This is a genomic window from Curtobacterium sp. 9128 (assembly GCF_007673775.1).
GTDB lineage: Bacteria > Actinomycetota > Actinomycetes > Actinomycetales > Microbacteriaceae > Curtobacterium.
Window position 1 is genome coordinate 168,374 of sequence record NZ_VEAF01000008.1, and the last position, 19,805, is coordinate 188,178.

The 19,805-nt window shown below is 65.2% G+C and carries 19 protein-coding genes and 1 pseudogene; 12 read left to right on the forward strand and 8 right to left on the reverse strand.

Annotation, left to right across the window (positions count from 1 at the left end; genetic code table 11):
- The first annotated feature begins 7 nt into the window (after nucleotides 1-7).
- A complete protein-coding gene (locus FS641_RS16865) occupies nucleotides 8-433 on the forward strand; it encodes a PRC-barrel domain-containing protein (RefSeq protein WP_144765930.1) in 426 nt (141 codons plus the stop codon).
- 312 nt (nucleotides 434-745) lie between these two features.
- On the opposite strand, the gene FS641_RS16870 is transcribed toward FS641_RS16865, so the two are convergent.
- Entirely contained in the window at nucleotides 746-934 is a 189-nt protein-coding gene (locus FS641_RS16870) for a hypothetical protein (RefSeq protein WP_144765932.1), read from the reverse strand.
- 118 nt (nucleotides 935-1,052) lie between these two features.
- Here FS641_RS16870 and FS641_RS16875 point away from each other — a divergent pair, with 118 nt between their 5' ends.
- Nucleotides 1,053-1,598 carry a DUF2716 domain-containing protein gene (locus FS641_RS16875; RefSeq protein ID WP_222122124.1) on the forward strand — a complete coding sequence of 182 codons (546 nt, stop codon included), beginning with the start codon at nucleotides 1,053-1,055 and terminating at the stop codon, nucleotides 1,596-1,598.
- A 179-nt stretch (nucleotides 1,599-1,777) separates the two neighbouring features.
- On the opposite strand, the gene FS641_RS16880 is transcribed toward FS641_RS16875, so the two are convergent.
- Nucleotides 1,778-2,149, reverse strand: coding sequence for a hypothetical protein (locus FS641_RS16880; protein WP_144765935.1), 372 nt, complete (start codon nucleotides 2,147-2,149; stop codon nucleotides 1,778-1,780).
- A gap of 776 nt (nucleotides 2,150-2,925) precedes the next feature.
- Between FS641_RS16880 and FS641_RS16885 the strand changes: the two genes are divergently transcribed.
- Together FS641_RS16885 and FS641_RS16890 are read left to right on the forward strand one after the other, a co-directional pair.
- Nucleotides 2,926-3,261: a hypothetical protein gene (locus FS641_RS16885; RefSeq protein WP_144765937.1), complete on the forward strand. Its 336-nt coding sequence runs from the start codon at nucleotides 2,926-2,928 to the stop codon at nucleotides 3,259-3,261.
- On the forward strand, nucleotides 3,258-3,794 hold the full coding sequence (locus tag FS641_RS16890; RefSeq protein ID WP_144765939.1) for a hypothetical protein: 537 nt from the start codon (nucleotides 3,258-3,260) through the stop codon (nucleotides 3,792-3,794). Before FS641_RS16885 ends, FS641_RS16890 begins: the two co-directional genes overlap by 4 nt.
- Nucleotides 3,795-3,943: 149 nt before the next feature.
- On the opposite strand, the pseudogene FS641_RS18610 reads toward FS641_RS16890, so the two are convergent.
- Nucleotides 3,944-4,078, reverse strand: a pseudogene (locus FS641_RS18610) (transposase); the annotation flags it as partial.
- A gap of 338 nt (nucleotides 4,079-4,416) precedes the next feature.
- Nucleotides 4,417-5,901: a toll/interleukin-1 receptor domain-containing protein gene (locus FS641_RS16895; RefSeq protein ID WP_144765941.1), complete on the reverse strand. Its 1,485-nt coding sequence runs from the start codon at nucleotides 5,899-5,901 to the stop codon at nucleotides 4,417-4,419.
- A gap of 348 nt (nucleotides 5,902-6,249) precedes the next feature.
- Between FS641_RS16895 and FS641_RS16900 the strand changes: the two genes are divergently transcribed.
- The 5 genes from FS641_RS16900 (at nucleotide 6,250) to FS641_RS16920 (ending at nucleotide 11,342) form a co-directional block, all read left to right on the forward strand.
- Nucleotides 6,250-7,227 carry a sce7726 family protein gene (locus FS641_RS16900; protein WP_144765943.1) on the forward strand — a complete coding sequence of 326 codons (978 nt, stop codon included), beginning with the start codon at nucleotides 6,250-6,252 and terminating at the stop codon, nucleotides 7,225-7,227.
- A 47-nt stretch (nucleotides 7,228-7,274) separates the two neighbouring features.
- Entirely contained in the window at nucleotides 7,275-8,216 is a 942-nt protein-coding gene (locus FS641_RS16905; RefSeq protein WP_186317818.1) for a sce7725 family protein, read from the forward strand.
- A 578-nt stretch (nucleotides 8,217-8,794) separates the two neighbouring features.
- Nucleotides 8,795-9,694, forward strand: coding sequence for a hypothetical protein (locus FS641_RS16910; RefSeq protein ID WP_144765947.1), 900 nt, complete (start codon nucleotides 8,795-8,797; stop codon nucleotides 9,692-9,694).
- On the forward strand, nucleotides 9,691-10,635 hold the full coding sequence (locus tag FS641_RS16915; RefSeq protein WP_144765949.1) for a Panacea domain-containing protein: 945 nt from the start codon (nucleotides 9,691-9,693) through the stop codon (nucleotides 10,633-10,635). The genes FS641_RS16910 and FS641_RS16915 overlap by 4 nt, the downstream gene beginning before the upstream one ends.
- Nucleotides 10,636-10,994: 359 nt before the next feature.
- A complete protein-coding gene (locus FS641_RS16920; RefSeq protein ID WP_144765951.1) occupies nucleotides 10,995-11,342 on the forward strand; it encodes an Lsr2 family protein in 348 nt (115 codons plus the stop codon).
- Nucleotides 11,343-12,179: 837 nt separating this feature from the next.
- Here FS641_RS16920 and nrdF read toward each other — a convergent pair.
- From nrdF to nrdH, 4 genes are all read right to left on the reverse strand, one after another.
- Complete coding sequence (nrdF, locus tag FS641_RS16925) at nucleotides 12,180-13,181, reverse strand: class 1b ribonucleoside-diphosphate reductase subunit beta (RefSeq protein ID WP_260855901.1); 1,002 nt, start codon at nucleotides 13,179-13,181, stop codon at nucleotides 12,180-12,182.
- 96 nt (nucleotides 13,182-13,277) lie between these two features.
- A complete protein-coding gene (gene nrdE, locus FS641_RS16930; protein WP_144765953.1) occupies nucleotides 13,278-15,383 on the reverse strand; it encodes a class 1b ribonucleoside-diphosphate reductase subunit alpha in 2,106 nt (701 codons plus the stop codon).
- A gap of 17 nt (nucleotides 15,384-15,400) precedes the next feature.
- On the reverse strand, nucleotides 15,401-15,817 hold the full coding sequence (gene nrdI / locus FS641_RS16935) for a class Ib ribonucleoside-diphosphate reductase assembly flavoprotein NrdI (RefSeq protein WP_144765955.1): 417 nt from the start codon (nucleotides 15,815-15,817) through the stop codon (nucleotides 15,401-15,403).
- Between the two features lie 99 nt (nucleotides 15,818-15,916).
- Nucleotides 15,917-16,150: a glutaredoxin-like protein NrdH gene (gene nrdH / locus FS641_RS16940; protein WP_022904483.1), complete on the reverse strand. Its 234-nt coding sequence runs from the start codon at nucleotides 16,148-16,150 to the stop codon at nucleotides 15,917-15,919.
- Nucleotides 16,151-16,538: 388 nt separating this feature from the next.
- On the opposite strand from nrdH, the gene FS641_RS16945 reads away from it, so the two are divergent.
- The 3 genes from FS641_RS16945 to FS641_RS16955 all read left to right on the forward strand — a co-directional run bounded on the left by FS641_RS16945 (nucleotide 16,539) and on the right by FS641_RS16955 (nucleotide 19,777).
- Complete coding sequence (locus FS641_RS16945; RefSeq protein ID WP_144765957.1) at nucleotides 16,539-17,744, forward strand: MFS transporter; 1,206 nt, start codon at nucleotides 16,539-16,541, stop codon at nucleotides 17,742-17,744.
- A 290-nt stretch (nucleotides 17,745-18,034) separates the two neighbouring features.
- The gene (locus FS641_RS16950; protein WP_144765959.1) at nucleotides 18,035-18,853 is read left to right on the forward strand and encodes an aldo/keto reductase; all 819 of its coding nucleotides are present in this window, start codon (nucleotides 18,035-18,037) and stop codon (nucleotides 18,851-18,853) included.
- A 99-nt stretch (nucleotides 18,854-18,952) separates the two neighbouring features.
- Nucleotides 18,953-19,777: a LysM domain-containing protein gene (locus FS641_RS16955; protein ID WP_144765961.1), complete on the forward strand. Its 825-nt coding sequence runs from the start codon at nucleotides 18,953-18,955 to the stop codon at nucleotides 19,775-19,777.
- The last annotated feature ends 28 nt before the right edge of the window (nucleotides 19,778-19,805 follow it).

Below are 19,805 nucleotides of genomic sequence, written 5' to 3' on the forward strand. Positions count from 1 at the left end.
TACGCCCATGATCGCCAAGAGCAAGATCCATGAGGTCGAGAACGCGACCGTCCGAGACCGCAACGGTGCATCGGTCGGCAAGGTTGTGCAGGTGTTCCCCTCAGATGACGACGGCAGCGCTGCATTCATCAGCGTCAGGGCGGGGCTCTTCGGGAGCGACACCACGCTCGTCCCGGTCGAGGACGCCTCGTTCGACGGCACGGACCTGCACGTCGGCTACACGAAGAGCGCGATCAAGGGGGCGCCCTCCTCCCCTGCCGGGAACACTCTGTCGATCGTCGAAGCGAATGCCGTCCGCAGACACTTCGGGATGTCGCCCATCGGTCGGGCGACCGGTGACATGGGCGACCCGCACGAGAACCTCAACCAGGCAGGCACCGGCCCAGCCGGCGCAGACGACACCGAGGGCGCCGGCACGACGCCGCCGGCGTGAGCAGCACCGGTGCGCCGATGTTCCTGCAGAGCACGCTCGGGAGAATTCCGGGCGACGAGCGACGAGCGACGAGCGACGAGCGACGAGCGACGAGCGACGAGCGACGACGGAGCATCCACACCGAGCAGCGACGACGTCGAGGTCTTCGTGGAGTGGGTACTGACGCTCACGAAGTGGGGTGCGGCGTGGGACCTGCTCGCAGCGAAGGCGGGCGGAGGGCGACTTCCGTTTCCTCGGCGACGTGGTGATCGCTGCGCAGGAACTGCAGCGAACGACCACGACCTGCCCGCTCCACTCCCTCAGTCCAGCGCGTCACAGCTTCATCTCGTCAAAGCCGCCTGCGTATGTGTCCCGTGGAGTGACGATGCGGTTTGCGGCGCTCTTCGTTCGGACGAAGCGAACCACTTCGCCGCCCTGGGGATGACCGGCTTCCGCGCGCTTCGAGCGCGACAACGCCTTCGGTGCGAGATCGAGCGCTACCCGCTCGGTCAGCATGACCACATTTCCGCGCCCACAACGCCGCGATCATCTGTCCGCTGACCGATCCCATCCGCGCTGCTCGAGAAAGCCGCGGCAAGCCACCCCCGGAGAAGGGGTTCCATGCTCTACCGTCCACGATGTGGACGCTCAGTACCCACCGATCTCGCGACGAGCGTGGCAGCAACTCGACCATGCCGAGTACGACGCCGTGTGGACTAGGTTCACCGACCTCTTCGGATTCGATCGCTCCCGCGGGCTCGCAGCCCCCGTGATCAACGACCCCACTCCGTCCGTCACCTTCGACCTCAACGGCCTCGAAGCCGGCTCGAGATGGGCGGCTTCCGTCGACGCGATCCAAGCCGAAGCCCTCCGCTGCTTCGTCACCGACTTGCCTGGCTCCGACTCGATGTTCGTACTCGACTGGCAGCATCCGGCGTACCGGTTCGACGCTCACGCCGAAGCGCTCGACACCACGCCGAGGGACCCTGTTGACGACTACCCAACGGTTTATCCCGATGGCGACTACTACGCCTTCGTCACAGCGGACATGACCAACGGGACCTTCGGCCACCCCTGGGAGCCGACTCTCTGCGTCTTCGGGGACCAGCTCGTCCCCACCCTCGGCGCATCACTGGCACTCTGGCTCCCGATCAAGAGGAGCACCTCCCATCTCAGACGCCCTTGACCGCCACAGGGACTGGGCGGTGGTGTCCGTCGTTCGCTTGACGACCTCGAAGAACTGATCGCGACCGTCGTCGCGACCGAGACCATCGAGACGCCGAGAGTTCGGCGAAGCGCGGAGGCGGACCCTCGAGCGGAGGTTGCCGGGACATCGGTTCTGCGCTCGTCACGACACGGATGCCCTCAGTTCAGCGTGTCGCGGCTCATCTTGTCGAAGTCGCCTGCGACGCACAGCGAGCTACCGTCGATCGTGTACCCCCGAGGATCCGCTCGGAAGTCGGAGGAACTCACCGGCCCGCCTCTGCCCCGCACCCCGAGGATCGGGTCCTCGCCGCCGGTCTGGTAGCGCTCGGTCGTGACCCCGAGTTCCTTCCAATGGCGCTCCACCGCAACCACGTCAGCCTTCGGGTCGGCGCTCGCGGAGCGCACCTCGGCGTAGACGTACTGGACACCACCTTGCCCCAAGCTGCGGCTGCACTTCCCGAGGCCCGGTCCGTCGCTGACGTCCCAGTCGTCGCCAACCACGCTGGTCGTCTCCTCGACGAACGTGACCACGGAGTGCTCCGCCTCGTCCGTGGTCGCCGGAGCACCCTCGCCGCATCCCGTGAGGACGGCGACAGCGAGCAGCCCCAGTCCTGCCGACCGGAGGCCGACGGCCCTCCTCCGCCCGGCACGTGGAGCTCCACACTGGTTGCTTCTCTGCTGCGACATCCGCACGGCCCCTCCTACGCCTCCACCGTCACCGGCACGCCCATCCCGTGCCGAACGCTTCATGGACACGGCGAAGCGCCTCGGGATTGCCCCACTCGAGTACTTCCGAGCACTCGGAATCTGATCGGGCTGCAACGAGTCCCCAGTTCCCGACATCTTCGTAGGCGTACCAGTAGCTCGATGTCGCACTTGACGAAGCGCCTCCACCGCCCTGCTGCTCGGAGAGCTGGAGTTGTTCCCCGTCGGGGAAGACGAGTACCTGACCGACCGGATCACACGTCGGCAGCGCGGACGTCCGCAACGTCTCCACGGCTACTGGTCCTGCCGAAGGACATGCGGTCAGCGTGGCCTCTCCGGCAGTCAGGGTCAGATAGCCGTCGTGGGCGCCCTGCATCGAACACGCACTGAGCAGCAGCACACTCGCCGTCATCGAGGCCCACGCTCGTGCCGCCGGGATCCCCATGAGGACCACTCTGCCCGCTGACGACCGCTTCCGACGGTCCTGCGGCGACCGGGCGCAGCAACGCGGAACGAGACGCATCACAGTTGACCCGTGGTCCGATCAGCATCAGGAGCCCTGTACGGTCATGAAAAACCACCGTCGGCGGGACCGCGTTGCGATGAGATACGAATTCGAATCCGACACCACCGGTGTCACGAACCTGGTCGTCCGTGACCGTTGGAGTTCAGAGGCACGCGACGCGTGGGACCAAAGGCGCGCCGACGGCCTCGTGCTCAACCATGCCCGGGGCTTCACGGGGGACCTCACGTTCCTCCACGGCCTCCGCGTTCGGCGACTGCAGGTGACAGCGCGGGACGTCGAGGACCTGCTTCCCGTCTACGCCAGTGCGGAAACACTCGAGGTGCTGTCGATCGCGACTGCACGCACATCCGTCCTGGACCTGTCTCGCTTGCCGCGCCTCCGGTCGCTCAGCGTCGAGAACTGGGCCAGGTGAAGGAGTCTGCCGTCGCGACGACCCAGTTGCGCAGTCTCTACGTCGGCAACTACAGGGAGGCGGACCTTCGTCCACTCACGGGGCACACGGAACTCCGGAGTCTCCGGCTGAAAGATCGTCCCGCACTGCGCTCGTTGGCAGGGGCAGAAGCGTTCGAGCGGCTCCAGCACCTCGAGGTGGTGGGCGCGAGCAGACTCGAGGATTTTCGTTCGTTGTCGGAGCTCGCTGTCGGCCTCGAATCGCTCTGGATCGAGTCCTGCAGGCGGCTCGACCAGATCGACTTCGTGCGCAGACTCACGGCACTGGTTCGGCTCGCGATCGCCGATTGCGGCCGCATCGAATCCCTGCATCCTCTCGCGGGGCTCGCCCATCTGCGGGAGGTGATCTTGTGGGAGAGCACGCATGTCGCCGACGGCGATCTGTCACCACTCCTCGACCTCCCGCAGCTCGAGGAATTCAGGTTGCGGAGCCGACCGCTCTACACGCCGTCAGTCCGAGAGGTCGCCGCTCATCTCGGCTTGGTCCACCCCTGAAGGCTCGCGTCGTGCGGCGACCCCGCCGATCCCGACCAACCGCAGTCCGATCTCGGCCGAGATCCCCCGCGGCGTCTCCTACTCACCCCTTCGTGAGCGTCACGGTACGCAAAGACCTCCACCGCGTCGCGGCCGAACGGAGGGGGCCCCGCCGGCCGAAGCCAGCGCGCCAGACAGGTCTCGGAGATTCCGAAGTCCTTCGCGACCTGCCGCATCGATGTCTCGCCTCTCCGGGCGACCGCGATCACGTCACGGCGGAACTCTCCCGGATACGCCTTCACCATGGCGCACATCCTTCCAGCAGGACCCCATGCCCCTACTCGCCAGGAGTCAACAGAACCTGCAGCAGTCCCTTCCGACAGCCGAACTCCTGAATGGCAACGGTCGGTATGGCCCGCCAGCGCCCGAAGCATCGTGAGGCGCAACCGGTGACCGGTCTGCTACCGCAATGCTTCCGCGGTGGCTCACTATTGCAGTGAGGCCGAGTGGGCGCCGAGAGGCCGGACGAGATCACCCGTACCGTCCGCGTGACGGCATCGCTACCTACTGACAGTTGATGTCGGTTTCGAAGTCGCAGCGTACGTTGCAGGTGGTAAGCACCATCCCGCAACACGGCCACTGCTCAGCTTCGATCGCGCGCCACTCGAACGAAGTTCTCTCGGTACTTGCGGAGCGCTTCCAGGGCACGTCGGTGATCGCCTCCGAACAACCCGCTGCGCAACGGCGCCCAATATTCCTGAGCCGACTTAGCTTCAGCGAGGAGGTCGTCGACAACGTTCGTGTCGCTGTAGCGGTCTCGCCACGTGTCGCGACCATACCAGGCCGAGCCCCCGAACCGGTGCTCGCTAGTCGCGGCCGCATCTTCGGAGAGGACGCCGAGGAAGGTTTCGGCGGCGGCGAACGCGTTCTCGTATTCCGCGTTCGACGCGAACTGCTCATCGAAGCACGGCTGCAGCCATGCCATAAGCCAGTCACTGATCGGCGTGAGCAGTTTCGGTGTCCGCCCCGCACGCAGCGAAGCGAAGTGCACGCTGGCGTCGCTGCCGTCTCGATTCGAGCGCGCCAGGACGTTCGGCAGCAATTCGTTGGAGTCGAACGCGTTCCACGGCGTGACCAGGTTCACAAGCAGTTCGGCCTGCCGCCGTTGGTCCGGAATCGTTAACGACGTTAGTGCGTGCACGTTGTCCCACCGGCCCGACGCGTGGGCGGCGAGCACGCCGGTGGTCAGCAGCGTCAGCGCTGGAAGCGACCGCAGTGCCACGAGGACGGTATACCCGCTCTGCACCTGCGTTCCCGCGGCTGCGACCGACTTCAGCGCGTCGCACCATAAGCGCATGGTTGACGGTTCCGCCCAGCGGCCCGCTACCTGCATCGACCAGCAGAGCGGTTCCACGAGCCGGACCATCTCGAGCGCCTGTTCCACCGCGAAGGCGAGCATCTGCTCCTGCGGGACGCCGTTCGGCGACGTGGGAAAATCTGGCCCCGTCAACGCATCAACGACACGGCGAGTTTCCTGCCGAATCAGATCGTCCAGGACGATGTGTCGGCTCGAGTCAGGGAGCATCGCTTTCGTATGCCATCGCAGTAGCGCGCTCCGCTCGTCCGTATCGGCTTCGGCGACAACGGCGCTCACCTGCACAGAGGGGTCCACTTCCGTGCCGATCACCGCTGTCACGCTGGCGACAAGGCCCGCTGCTTCCTCCGCGTAGCTCTCACCGAAGAGGTCTGCGTAGTTCAGGTCCGTCAACGAACGACCGGCGCCAAGGTCCCACTCGGGAACCTCACCCTCGTCGAATCGGACTGGGATGAGCCAGGTTGCGCCCGGCGGACGCTGACGGAACTCGTCAACCGCGAGCGTCAACTCTTCGTTCATGTAGGACTTGCTACGTGCCCGTGACTGATCGGAGAAGCAGGCAAGAAACACCAACGATCCGTCGCGGATTGCGGAACGAATCTTCGCCCGCCACGCATCCCCAGGTGCGAGGTCCTTCCGGTCACGCCAATATGGAACCCCGGCGCGGTCCAGGACGCGACACAACCGGTCAACGGCGTCCTTATCTTCCTTCACGTAGGAGATGAACGCGTGTTTTGCTATGCCGGCAGCCATGTGATGAGCGTACCTCGCCGGTGGTTTCGACTCGTCGGCAAACGGTGTTGCCAAAGCCGTTAAAAAGCAAGCACGCACGTCCAGTGCCGAACTACGACCAGTGCTGGCAACCGGGCCCGCGCGGCGCACGCCAATCGCTCACCAGTCGTGGCGCGCGGACGAAACCGGGCACTCTCGGCGCACCCGTCCTGAGGATGCTCGGACGTCGTCGTCGACGCACCCGAAGACGTCATCGATCGTGTCGTCGGAGGTTCTCCAGCGCCGAATGCGCGGCGTGACGGCGGGGATGACCGGGAGGGATACTGGCACCGATGGCGCCTGCTTCTCCTGAGGCGGCATGGGCCATGCATGATCTCCCCAGCACCCGCTTCGCTTTCGCTGACTCCTGACGCTGCCTTCGAGCTGACTCCTGACGCTGCCTTCGATGCGTATGCTGCTGCGGTGCGGAACGAAGTGACGGTCGAACAGAACATCGCGCATGTCGCCGCGGTGCTGTCGTCTGCGACGTTCCGCAGCCTGTCGACACAGCAACCGCTGGAAGCCATGACTCGACTGGCGCGGATAGCGCCGTCGGCGGGCGCGGCAGGTGCCCGGACGATGGCGGATGTGTTCGACGCCGCGTATGCCACGTTGCGCCGCGACTACCGCAACGAGTACGTGTTCAAGAACACAATCGTCTCCAACATCGTTTTCGGCCGGCACCGTCCAACGACAGCGTCCGCGATCCTCGAGCTCCCGGTTGGCTTCTCCTTCGCCGATGTCGCCGTGTTCAACGGCACGTCGACCGTGTACGAGATCAAGACCGACCTCGATTCGTTCGCCCGCCTCGACTCGCAGATCAGGGACTACAGCAGCCGCATCGAGTTCGTTCACGTCGTGGTCTCCGACGCGCGAGCGATTGCAGCGGAACGGTACGTGCCGGACCACGTTGGGGTGCTTGCGCTCCGCCGGAACGGGGCCCTGACCGAGGTACGCCCAGCCCAATCGAACCGTCCGCGATTGCGCTCGGAGCACATATTCGGGCTCCTACGGCGCGCAGAAGCGGAACGTGTGGTCGGTGCCGCGGCGGCGAACGCGGACGGAGGTCCCGCGGAACGGTGGGAAGCGCTCCGTTCCGCTTTCGCAGCACTGGACTCGGCGGACGCGCATCGCGGCGCTGTCAACGCGCTGCGACTCCGGGGAATGCAGGCGACGAGGGTGGCAGCGCACGCGGAGCTGCCGCAATCAGCTCGAGCCTTGGCGTATTCCGCGACACTGTCGAAAGCGGCCGGAGAACGGTTGCTACGGCGACTGCAGCAACCAATACCCCCCGTTTGGGGTGTTTGAGTACCCGTCACATCCGGCCAGCATGGAGTTCAACCATGGGGGCCCAATTGTACTTTCCGTACTTCTACACCAAACAGTCCGAACGTGATGCGCTCATCGACGTCGCACCGCACCTCGGCGGTCTCCAAAGGGTGTTTCCGATCCTCGAGCCGTATACACCGCCGAACGACTTGACGAAGCTTCTCGATACGTTCCTCGCCGCCGGCGTTCGAACACACTTGGTGGTCAACCCGACCCGCGGGGCGTTCCAGACGCTCAGCGCGCAGGCAGCATTCCCCACGGCAACGGCGCCGTATGTTGCGCAGCTTAGTCTTGTCATCCCGACGATGCATGTGTTTACGGGCACGACGGCATCGGATGTGTCGGGATTCCTCGCCGCCTACCCAAACCGGGAGGTGGCGTTCGTTGTGCTCGGCGCAGGCCTTCCCCCGAAGGATTTCGCGACGGCGCTCGGCTCTCGAGTACCGCGGGTCTTCATCAGCCCGGGCGTCAACGTCACCGACTACCGCACAGGTTTGGCTGGCGTTCCTGTCGTCGCGCTTGAGTCGCGTTTCACGACGGTCACAAATGCTCTTTACCCATCGGAGTCGCCGTTCTGCCTTGACCCGAAGTCGTACAGCCCAGATGGATTTGGCGATTTTACGATCCTCAACCCGAAGCCGCCGCGATACCCGTCAGGGGGTGGCAACGGCGCAGGTGCCGTCGCTGTGCATATGACCTTCCAGGACCCAACTTCGAACGAGCTGCGTGTGCAGCACTTCCTCTCCGACGATCGTATCGCCGGTGCCCCGCCCGTCGGTGTGAAGCTGCTCCAGGCGATAGCACACCTGGACGCCGAGCAGGCCAAGACAACGCCCGGCCGATTCCTTGCCTCGCCGGGGTTCAACACCCTGCACCAGTTCGGCGTCGACGGCCACGAAACCAATCTCGGGAAGTCGAAACAGCAGCAACTGAGCCACCACGTCTTCACCGTCGCGAAGACCCTCTAATTCACCGGCACCCGAACAGCATGGCTCGGTGACGACGGCACCAGTGCCGACTTTGCAGGACCCGCCACTCTGGACATCTCCGCTGCCGGCGAGTGCGGCTGCGACGTGACGATGAGTGCCCGGGACGGTTCTGTGGGCTCGGTCCACGAAGGGTGGCGCGCGTGCACCTTGAAAGGCGCCGTCGTGGTCGGGAGAACGCCGCTGCCAGAAGCCCCTCAAGCGGCGACTGTCTAGGAGCGCAGACAAGTCCCGACCTGCGCTCTGTACACCGCGTCCGACTGTCAGAGGGCAGCGCCGAACATCGTTCCGCGGACGAGCCCGACAACATAGACGGGCACACTGCGCTGCCCGCCATTCTCACCGCCCGACACCCGTTCTCGTGGTTCGATGATGTCGAACCGAGCGGGCCGGGCTACCTCATGTCCTTGCGCACCGGTCCGTGACGGAAGCGCTTCCCGAGACCGCGACAGGCTCGCGGCACACCCCACGCGAGTACGGATTGCCCCGTGCGTCGCCGCGCGCATGATGCTGAGTGTTCCTAAACTGATGTCGATGTGCAGGGCAGTCGGTGAGGCTTCGTGAGCGGCGTCCAGCCGACGGCGAACACCACTGACGTGAACCCGTTGCGGACCATCGGACGGTGGATGCGCGACAGTCCGTGGCTGCACCCCACACTCACGTACAGCGGCACCGTCATTCTGGGCGTTGGTGGCTTGGTGAAGTCGGCGGAGCCTGCGTGGGAGAACTGGACCGGTTCGTACATCGCAGCCTTCATCGTCGGTACCGCCACGACGTTGACAGGGTTCGTCCTCGGCCGGCTCGCGGCGCGACAGCAAGCAAAGCTTGGTGAGGACCTCATCGCCGTGCGGAAGAAGAACCAGCAACTCCTTAGCGACAACGACGTGCTCACCCAAGTCGTCGAAGATGCGAAAAATATTACTGACGAGGTGATGCGCTCGGCCGCCACCGCGCACGGCCTCGCAGCAGAAGACCGCGTCACGGTGTATCGCCTCGACGCCGGCGAACTCGCCGTGGTGTGCCGCTGGAGCGGGAACCAGGTGTACCGCACCATCTCGGAGGAGACACGCGAGCGCCGGTACGACTTTGATTTCGGTCTCATCGGTCTCGTGGCGCAGACGAACCGCCGCATATCCGTCGATGGGGCGCCGCCACAGAAGAACCGGCAACAGTACAACGGGTGGCATCGAGTCCACGGCGGTGGTCTGATCGGCAGAGAAGTGGAAGGACTGGGCATGAAATCGCGTTGTTACGATGTGGTACCGCTGACCGATGATCGCAACGAGCCTGTCGGTGTTGTCGCCGTCGAATCCACCGAAGCAAAATCCCCCGCCATCAGTCACCTCGGCGATGAGATCGAGTTGAAGGGCGGCACAGCGGCAGCGCTGCGCGGACTGATCGCGTTGAACAACCCCATCGAAGCGCGGCCCGACGACGACGAGGAGGAGGTGACAACATGACCCAGCAACAGCATCTCGCAGACATCGTCGCGTACCTCTGCGCCCGCTACCCGCACAAATCCGAACTTTCCAACGCACGACTGACGAAGCTGGTGTACCTCGCGGACTGGCGGTCCGTGCAAGACTCCGGCCGGCAGATCACTGACATCGACTGGGTGTTCAACCACTACGGCCCCTGGGTGCCTGACGTGGTCAACGTCGCGGACCACGACTCGCGGTTCGGTGTCGAGACGGGTGTCAACGCGTACGGGTCACCGCGAAAGACCATCGTGCTCAAGCCGGAAGCGGCCCGCGACGCCGCCAACCGCGTCGACGTTCGTACCGCGACGATCCTGGACCTGGTCATCGCTGAGACCCGTGGCATGTACTTCAACCCGTTCATCCGCTACGTCTACGCGACGCTGCCAGTGCGGATCACTGCGAAGGGCAGTTTCCTCCCACTTGCCGACATCCGGAACGAGCACCCCGAATCGCAGGTCCCGCTCCCTCGAGCGGTCCTAACAGGGGTGCTCAGCGCCGAGGACTACACGGCGGTGCGAACTGAACTGTCTCAGATCACCGCCGAACGTCTCCTTGACCCTGCGTGGGGCGACCGCACCGACCCGCCGCTCACAAACCTTCCACCCCTTGCTGGGCTTCGAGTTCGGCGGGTGAGCCTGTGGCCTGACCTCGTCGTCGAACCCCACCGGCAGGACCTTGTCATCTCAGCAGTGGCGCTGTGCGCAGCTGACGCAGAAGTTGCTCCCAGATCACCCACACCGGTCGGATTTCAGGCAAACGCTGACGACTCCACCCCGACAGTCACCGCCTTGACTACCAACCTTCTCACCACGATCCACGCTTCAGTGACGCTGCCGCTCCGCGCCGGGACGATGAAGCTGACCAGCATCCGGTTCGCAGCACCCACAGCCTCCACGGAGCCGGCAACCGAGCACGTATAGTCGACAAAACGGAGGTGATGCATCATGCAGACACACGCACACACCGGTGTGTACATGCAACCCGCGGGGACCTCAGGCCGCTTATGGGACGTATGGACCTCGCCTGAGGCGACCGAAGCGCTGGACGGCTGGCTCGGCTTCGTCGAACTCAACACTGCAGGGTATGTCAGTCAAGATCCCGGCCGTCGGCCTCACGGCCCGTTCCCCTCGCCCGAAGAAGCAGCGGAAGCGCTGAACGACCAATCTGGCTGACCTCTGCGCACAGTACGGAGCTGCAGCGTGAGGCAGAATGCTCGGCGCTAGCACAATCAGCGGTAGCGGATGAGGGAAGCTGGTACTTCATCCGGAAGGAGCCGTTCATGGCGCAGAAAGTCACCACCAACCTCGTCGACGATCTGACCGGCGACGTCACCGAAGCGGGAGCAGACCGCACCGTTCAGTTCTCGTTCGACGTCGCAACCTACGACATCGACCTCTCAGACACGAACATCGACGCATTGCGGGGAAGCCTTTCCGACTACGTCGCTGCCGCACGAAAGACATCCAGCCGGACCGCGCGAAGCAGCCTCGAAACCCCCGCAAAGGGATGCGACAACTTTGACGTGCCCGCGAAGATCCGCGCATGGGCTGGAAAGAACGGCCACGAAGTCGCCGCACGCGGTCGCATCAGCCCGCAAGTCCGCGACGCATACGCCGCCGCAAACTGACCAGGACCCGTCGAACTGGCGGCGTACCCGACGCCGCTGGTTCGACGCCCTCTATCGGAGCGCCAACGTAGTTCAAGGTCGAAGCGTTCGAGCGACAAGGTGCTCCTTGATCCGCTGACACCTAGACCCTATAACGGTTGTAATTTGAGTCCGTTCCGCCCGACATCCCAAGTCCGTCGGCCGAGCCCCAACGTAACCGCGATCTACAGAACAGTTCACTTCTGAACACATTGCGGAGCCGTATCCGTCAGTTTCGCTTATCTGAGCTCAGACGCCCGTGGTGAATACGTCGCTTCGGGCATCCGTCAGTTAGACAGACAAGAACTACTCGCTCCCAGCACCTAACTGGGAATGTAAGACAACGCCGAGCGACAACTCAAGCTTTGCGATCGTTGCGAGATCGGGCCACACACGGCCGGCAACTGCCGTCCATCGTGGAATGGTGCAGGTCCGCTCCCTCAGCGACCGAGCGGATCGACCGGTCCCCCACCACATCGATCAGACGCAGCACCCACAAAACCGTGCGTACTCCCCCAACGCATCGTCACTACGCGACCACGACCACGGCCACGGCCACGGCGCGAGATCCACCGGCCGCGCGCGAACAGTTCGCCCCACTCTCCCGCCTCCAATCCGACAACTACCGCATGCCACGGAATGACGCACCGCCCCCGTCGAAGCGGCAACCGCGTGGAGGACCGCTTACACGAAAAAAACTGACCAACTAACGACCGCCATGGCCAACCCCAGAATCACGTGGCCAACTACCCGCACACAAAGGCCAACTAGAAGGGGAGCGGGTCAGCCAGCGGGGCGTCCCCATGAGTCAGACCAAGCTCAGAAGTCCCAGTCCTCGTCCTCGGTCTTCTCCGCCTTGCCGATGACGTACGACGACCCCGACCCTGAGAAGAAGTCGTGGTTCTCGTCCGCGTTGGGCGACAGCGCCGAAAGGATCGCCGGGTTCACGTCCGTCGTCTCCTTCGGGAACATCGGCTCGTAGCCCAGGTTCATCAGCGCCTTGTTGGCGTTGTAGTGCAGGAACTTCTTGACGTCCTCGGTCAGCCCGACCTGGTCGTAGAGGTCCTGCGTGTACTGCACCTCGTTCTCGTAGAGCTCGAACAGCAGGCTGAACGTGTAGTCCTTGATCTCCTGCTTGCGCTCTTCCGAGGCGCCTTCGAGCCCCTTCTGGAACTTGTACCCGATGTAGTACCCGTGGACGGCTTCGTCGCGGATGATCAGGCGGATCAGGTCAGCGGTGTTGGTGAGCTTCGCGCGCGAGGACCAGTACATCGGCAGGTAGAAGCCGGAGTAGAACAGGAACGACTCGAGCAGTGTCGACGCGACCTTGCGCTTCAGGGGGTCGTCACCGGTGTAGTAGTCGAGGACGATCTGCGCCTTCTTCTGCAGGTTCGGGTTCTCGGTGGACCAGCGGAAGGCGTCGTCGATCTCGGGCGTCGACGCCAGGGTCGAGAAGATCGACGAGTAGCTCTTGGCGTGCACCGACTCCATGAACGCGATGTTCGTGTAGACGGACTCCTCGTGCGGGGTGATCGCGTCGGGGATCAGGCTGATCGCGCCCACGGTGCCCTGGATGGTGTCGAGGAGCGTCAGACCGGTGAACACGCGCATGGTGAGCTGCTGCTCCTCGGCCGTGAGGGTGTTCCACGACTGCACGTCGTTCGACAGCGGCACCTTCTCGGGCAGCCAGAAGTTGTTGACGAGGCGGTTCCAGACCTCGACGTCCTTCTCGTCCTGGATGCGGTTCCAGTTGATCGCGCTGACCGCACGGATCAGCGGGACGGCTTTGCCGGTGGCGTGGACCGGGTCGGTGAGAGTCATGACTTTCTTCCGGAAGTGGTGGATCAGAACAGGTGACGAACTGGAGGCTCGGGGCGGGCTCGCCACGAGCCTCCAGTCAAGAGATCGCGACAGCGATCAGAGCATGCAGCTGACGCAGCCCTCGACCTCGGTGCCCTCGAGGGCGAGCTGGCGCAGACGGATGTAGTAGATCGTCTTGATGCCCTTGCGCCATGCGTAGATCTGCGCCTTGTTGATGTCGCGCGTGGTGGCGGTGTCCTTGAAGAACAGCGTCAGGGACAGGCCCTGGTCCACGTGCTGCGTCGCCGCGGCGTACGTGTCGATGATCTTCTCCGGGCCGATCTCGTACGCGTCCTGGTAGTAGTCCAGGTTGTCGTTCGTCATGAACGGCGCCGGGTAGTAGACGCGGCCGAGCTTGCCTTCCTTGCGGATCTCGATCTTCGACGCGATCGGGTGGATCGACGACGTCGAGTGGTTGATGTACGAGATCGAACCGGTCGGCGGGACGGCCTGCAGGTTCTGGTTGTAGATGCCGTGCTCCTGGATGGACGCCTTCAGCGCCTTCCAGTCGTCCTGCGTCGGGATGGCGATGTTCGCGTTGTCGAACAGCGACGCGACACGGGCGGTCGCCGGCGTCCAGGCCTGGTCGGTGTACTTGTCGAAGAACTCGCCCGACGCATACTTCGAGTCGCGGAAGCCGTCGAAGGTCTCCCCCGTCTCGATCGCGATGTTGTTCGAGGCGCGCAGGGCGTGGAACAGCACCGTGTAGAAGTAGATGTTCGTGAAGTCGATGCCCTCGTCGGAGCCGTAGTAGACGCGCTCACGAGCCAGGTACCCGTGCAGGTTCATCTGGCCGAGGCCGATCGCGTGCGACTTGTCGTTGCCGTCCTCGACGGAGCGGACCGAGGAGATGTGCGACATCTGCGAGACCGAGGTGAGGCCACGGATGGCCGTCTCGATGGTCTTGCCGAAGTCCGGCGAGTCCATCGTCAGCGCGATGTTCAGCGAGCCGAGGTTGCAGGAGATGTCCTTGCCGATCTCCTTGTAGGAGAGGTCCTCGTTGAAGGTGGTCGGCGTGTTGACCTGCAGGATCTCCGAGCACAGGTTGGACATGTTGATCCGGCCCTTGATCGGGTTGGCCTTGTTCACCGTGTCCTCGAACACGATGTACGGGTAGCCCGACTCGAACTGGATCTCGGCGATCGTGGTGAAGAAGTCGCGCGCCTTGATCTTCGTCTTCTTGATGCGCGAGTCGTCGACCATCGCACGGTAGTTCTCGGAGATCGGGACATCGCCGAACGGGACGCCGTAGACCTTCTCGACGTCGTACGGCGAGAAGAGGTACATGTCCTCGTTGTTCTTCGCGAGCTCGAACGTGATGTCCGGCACGACGACGCCGAGGGACAGCGTCTTGATGCGGATCTTCTCGTCGGCGTTCTCGCGCTTGGTGTCGAGGAACTTCATGATGTCCGGGTGGTGCGCGGACAGGTACACCGCACCGGCACCCTGACGGGCACCGAGCTGGTTGGCGTACGAGAAGGAGTCCTCCAGCAGCTTCATCACGGGGATGATGCCCGAGGACTGGTTCTCGATCTGCTTGATCGGGGCGCCGGCCTCGCGGATGTTGGAGAGCAGCAGGGCCACGCCGCCGCCGCGCTTGGAGAGCTGCAGCGAGGAGTTGATGCCGCGCGAGATCGACTCCATGTTGTCCTCGATGCGGAGGAGGAAGCAGGAGACGAGCTCGCCGCGCTGGGCCTTCGCCGTGTTGAGGAAGGTGGGGGTCGCGGGCTGGAAGCGGCCGGCGATGATCTCCTCGACGAGGTCGATCGCGAGCTGCTCGTTGCCCTGCGCCAGGCCGAGGGCGGTCATCACGACGCGATCCTCGAAGCGCTCGAGGTAGCGCTTGCCGTCGAACGTCTTGAGCGTGTAGCTCGTGTAGTACTTGAACGCACCGAGGAAGGTCTGGAACCGGAACTTCTTCGAGTAGGCGAGGTCGTTGAGCTTCTGGATGAAGTCGAGCGAGTACTGCTCGATCGTCGCCGCTTCGTAGTACTCGTTCTCGACCAGGTAGTCCAGACGCTCCTTCAAGTTGTGGAAGAAGACGGTGTTCTGGTTGACGTGCTGCAGGAAGAACTGCTTGGCGGCTTCACGGTCCTTGTCGAACTGGATGTTGCCGTCCGCGTCGTAGAGGTTGAGCATCGCGTTGAGGGAGTGGTAGTCCATCCCCGTCGTCGGCGACGTCAGATCGACGTCTGCAACTGCTGCGTCCAAAATGCATCCAATCCTGAGTTGACCGCCTGCACGTCGTCAGGCGTTCCGAAGAGTTCGAATCGATAGAGCACGGGGACGTGGCACTTCCGTGCGATGACGTCCCCGGCGAGGCCGTACGCCTCGCCGAAGTTCGTGTTGCCGCCGACGATGACACCCCGGATCAGCGACCGGTTGTGTTCGTCGTTGAGGAACTTGATGACCTGCTTGGGCACCGCGCCCTCCCCGTTGCCGCCACCGTAGGTGGGCAGCACGAGGACGTACGGTTCGTCCACGTGGAGGAACGGTTCGCCCGGGTAGAGCGGGATCCGGTCCGCGTCGCGGCCGAGCTTCTCGATGAAGCGTGCGGTGTACCCGGACACGCTCGAGAAGTAGACGAGACGGCTCATGGTGCGCTCCTCGTGGAAGGTGCGTGACTGACGGACCGGACGGTGTCCGGCGGCGGCGACCCGGGCCTCCTGATCGAGTCCGGGCCGACCGCCGTCCGACTACGCCAGTTCGGCGCTGAGGGTCGCGATCTTGTCGGGGCGGAAGCCCGACCAGTGGTCGTCGTCGGTGACGACGACGGGGGCCTGCAGGTAGCCGAGGCTCTTGACGTGCTCGAGTGCCGCTTCGTCGGTGGAGACGTCGTGCACTTCGTACTGGATGCCCTTGTTGTCGAGGGCACGGTACGTGGCCGTGCACTGGACGCAGGACGGCTTGGTGTAGACGGTGACGGCCATGTTCTCCCCTGGTTCTTGCTGGTTGTGTCGTGCTGTGGAGGTGGTGCTGATGCCTGTGCGCAGACGTGTCCGGGAAGGGGCCGCTGCGATGACTCCACACTACATCTAGTGGGTGGCCGCGACACCGACCACTAGAGGAAGTGTTACAGCCGTGTAGTTCTCCACAAGCTCCTCCACAGTGTGAACAGCTCGGAGAGGCCCGTGATTCCGCCAGTCTGCGGCCGACCACCGACACTTCCCCACACCGGTGGACAGCAGCGATCCACATGTGTGGAATCAGCGCGTCGGCGTGTCGCGACCGGACCGGAACCGGGGTCGTCAGACACGCCTCCCCCGGACGGGTGACAGGGGAACCGCGGGCTCTCCGTCCGCTCCGTACACTCGTGCTGTGAGTGCGTACGGCAACCTGCTGAAGACCCCCGGCGTCGGCCGTGTCATCGCGGCACAGCTCACCGCGCGGTTCCCGTTCGGGATGCTCTCGCTCGCCTACCTGCTGCACGTCGAGCACGTGTTCCACTCCTACGGCTCGGCCGGCCTCGTGCTGGCGACCACGAGCATCGGGCAGGCCATCGCGGGCCCACTCACGAGTCGGTGGATGGGCAGCTGGGGCATGCGCCCGGTGCTCGTGCTGACGAGCCTGGTCGCGCTCGCGAGCATGGGCGTCATCGCGTTCGTGCTGATGCCGCTCTGGGCCTACGTCGTGATCGGCTTCGTCGGTGGACTGGCGGTACCGCCCGTGCAGCCGGCGGTGCGGACGATCTACCCGAAGATGGTGACGTCCGCGCAGTTGACGCCGCTGTTCTCGCTCGACGCCAGCGCGCAGGAGCTCATCTGGGTCGCCGGTCCGGTCATCACCACGTTCGTCGCGACGCAGATCGGCACCGTCCAGGCGATCGTCGTGGCGATGGTGTTCCTCGTCGTCGGCGGCGTGTGGTTCATCGCGTCGCCGGAGCTCGGCCGGGTCCGCATCCCCCGATCGAAGCGGGCCTTCGGTGTCGTCCTGCGGCGCCCGTCCGTGGTCGTCGCCACGCTGACCGGCATGCTCCTCATCGGCGCGTGCTCCGCGGTCGAGGCCGGCGTCACCAGCGCGTTCGGCGAGGGCAGCCCGAACGCCGGCATCGTGCTGGCGATCTTCGCGATCGGCTCGCTCGTCGGCGGTCTGGCCTTCGGCCACCGCCCCATCTCGCCGAACACGCTGTGGACGCGCATGCTCATCGTCTTCATCGGCCTGGGACTCGCCACGTTCGGCACCGGGTTCTGGTGGCTGGCGTTCGCCCTCCTCATCGCCGGCGGTGGGATCGCGCCCGCCCTGGCGGTGATGTTCGGCTCGGTGTCCTCCACGGTGAAGTTCTCCGACACGGCTGAGGCCTACGGCTGGATGGGCACCGGGCAGCTCATCGGTGCAGCCCTCGGGTCGGCCGTGGCCGGCTTCCTCATCGACCTGCACGGTCCGACGGGCGGCATGGCCGTGGGAGCGCTCGGCGCGTTCGTGGGTGTGCTGCTGCCGCTGTTCGCGAGGCGCTGGCTGCCGGACCTGCGCGGGCGTGACGCGAGCCCCATCCCCGACACGGAGCCGGTGAACCTGCCGACGTAGGGCGGGGCGCGGGCGCGGGCGGTTGCGTGCCGCCGCGTGCCGCTCGCCGTTGCGTGCCGCTGTCGACTCGGAACGACAGTGTCGCTGTCGTACGACGTCGACATCGTCGCTCGCGAGCGCGTGCAACAGTTGCGCACGCGTGGCAGCGACAGCGTCGCTGTCGTACGACATCGACCGTGTCACTCCGTGCGCACGCCCGGCGTCCCCACCAGTCCGGCGCGCCGCCCCTGTTCTCCACAGAACGGACTGGAGGCTCGGCTCGGCCCCGCCACGACCGGCAGGATGGACGCATGGTCACCTCCATCCCCCTCTGTGACGGCCGATCCGTCCCCGTCGTCGGGTTCGGCGTGTACAAGGTCGACGACGCCGAAGCCGAGACGGCCGTCGGCACCGCGCTCGCGTCTGGGTACCGCCACGTGGACACCGCCGAGATGTACGGCAACGAGAGCGGCGTCGGGAAGGCGATCCGAGCCTCCGGGCTGAACCGTGACGACGTCTTCGTCACCACCAAGGTGTGGAACAGCAACCAGGGGCGCGATGCGACCCTGCGCGCGTTCGACGCCAGTCTCGACCGACTCGGGCTCCACGCCGTGGACCTGTACCTGATCCACTGGCCGGCGGCGGCCAACGACCGCTACGTCGAGACCTGGCGCACCCTGGTCGAGCTCCGCGAGTCCGGGCGCGCGCGCAGTGTCGGCGTCTCGAACTTCCAGGTGCCGCACCTGGAGCGGATCATCGCCGAGACGGGCGAGGTCCCGGCCGTGAACCAGGTCGAACGGCATCCGTGGCTCCCGCAGCGCGAGCTCATGGCCTTCCACGATCAGCACGGCATCGTGACGGAAGCCTGGTCACCGCTGGGGCGCGGGCGTCTGGTGGACGAGCCGGTGCTGGCGCGGATCGCCGAGGCGCACGGCGTCAGCGTCGCCCAGGTCCTCGTGCGGTGGAACGTGCAGCAGGGTGTCGTGGTGCTGCCGAAGTCGGTGACGCCGGAGCGCATCCGGTCGAACATCGACGTCGACGGGTTCACGCTCTCGACGGACGACCTCGCGGCGATCGCCGGTCTCGAGTCGGGGCAGCGAACGGGATCGCACCCGGACTCGGTCTCCTAGCAGCGGCGCGACCGCAGCAGCGCGGTGACGGTTCGGTCACGGCTCTTCCTCGCCGCGCCGTCTCGGCACTACGGTGTGGCTGACGAAGGGGAACGACGGATGAACCGACGACCGTTGACGGTCGCTGTGGCGGGGGCTGCAGTCGTCGTCGCGCTCACGGGCTGCACGGCACTGGTCGGGCACGAACCGCTGCCCACACCCACCCGGACCACGGCAGCGACGCCGGGGCCGCACGGGTCCACGACGGGCAAGTCCGTCTCGTCGGTGTCGCTCGATCCCCCGGCCCTGGCCGCCGGGACGGTCGTCACCGAGACCGACCTCACGTCGCCGAGCGGCAAGACCTCCGTGCACGTGCAGGTCGTCGCGAACAGCCGCGGGACCTTCGACGTCCACCTGTCGGGCTACCGCACGACGAACCCGCAGGCGATGACCATCCAGTTCTCGGAGGACGTTCCGAAGCCGGGCGACGGTCCTGACCAGCGGACGTGGGGCGCGACGCAGTGGTCGGCAGCGTCCGGACCACCGGCGACGGCCAAGCTCAGCGACGCCGGGACGCGGCCGGACTTCCTCCGCAGTGTGTCCCTCGTGCCGACCCTGATCGACGACGGCGACGGTTCCACACCGGCACCGTGGGCCGGGCACGTGCTCGCCGTCGCGCCCCTGACCTGGTCGGTACCGAACCCGTACCCGAACCTCGCGGTGACGGTCGGCGCCGCGGGCCCCGGGGCGTACGGCGTGGTCCAGGACGCCGACGGCCGCCCGAGCACGTACCTCGTGGCGCACGGCGACGACCTGACCACCGTCGCGAAGCGGTTCGGGATCTCCGTGGCGCAGCTCCGCTGGTTGAACCCGGCGATGGAGACCCGCAACGGGGACTGGATCCTCGAGAACACGACGCTGAACCTGAACCCGGCTGCGCGCTGACGCAGCCGTTTCCGGCGGCGGTCTGGTC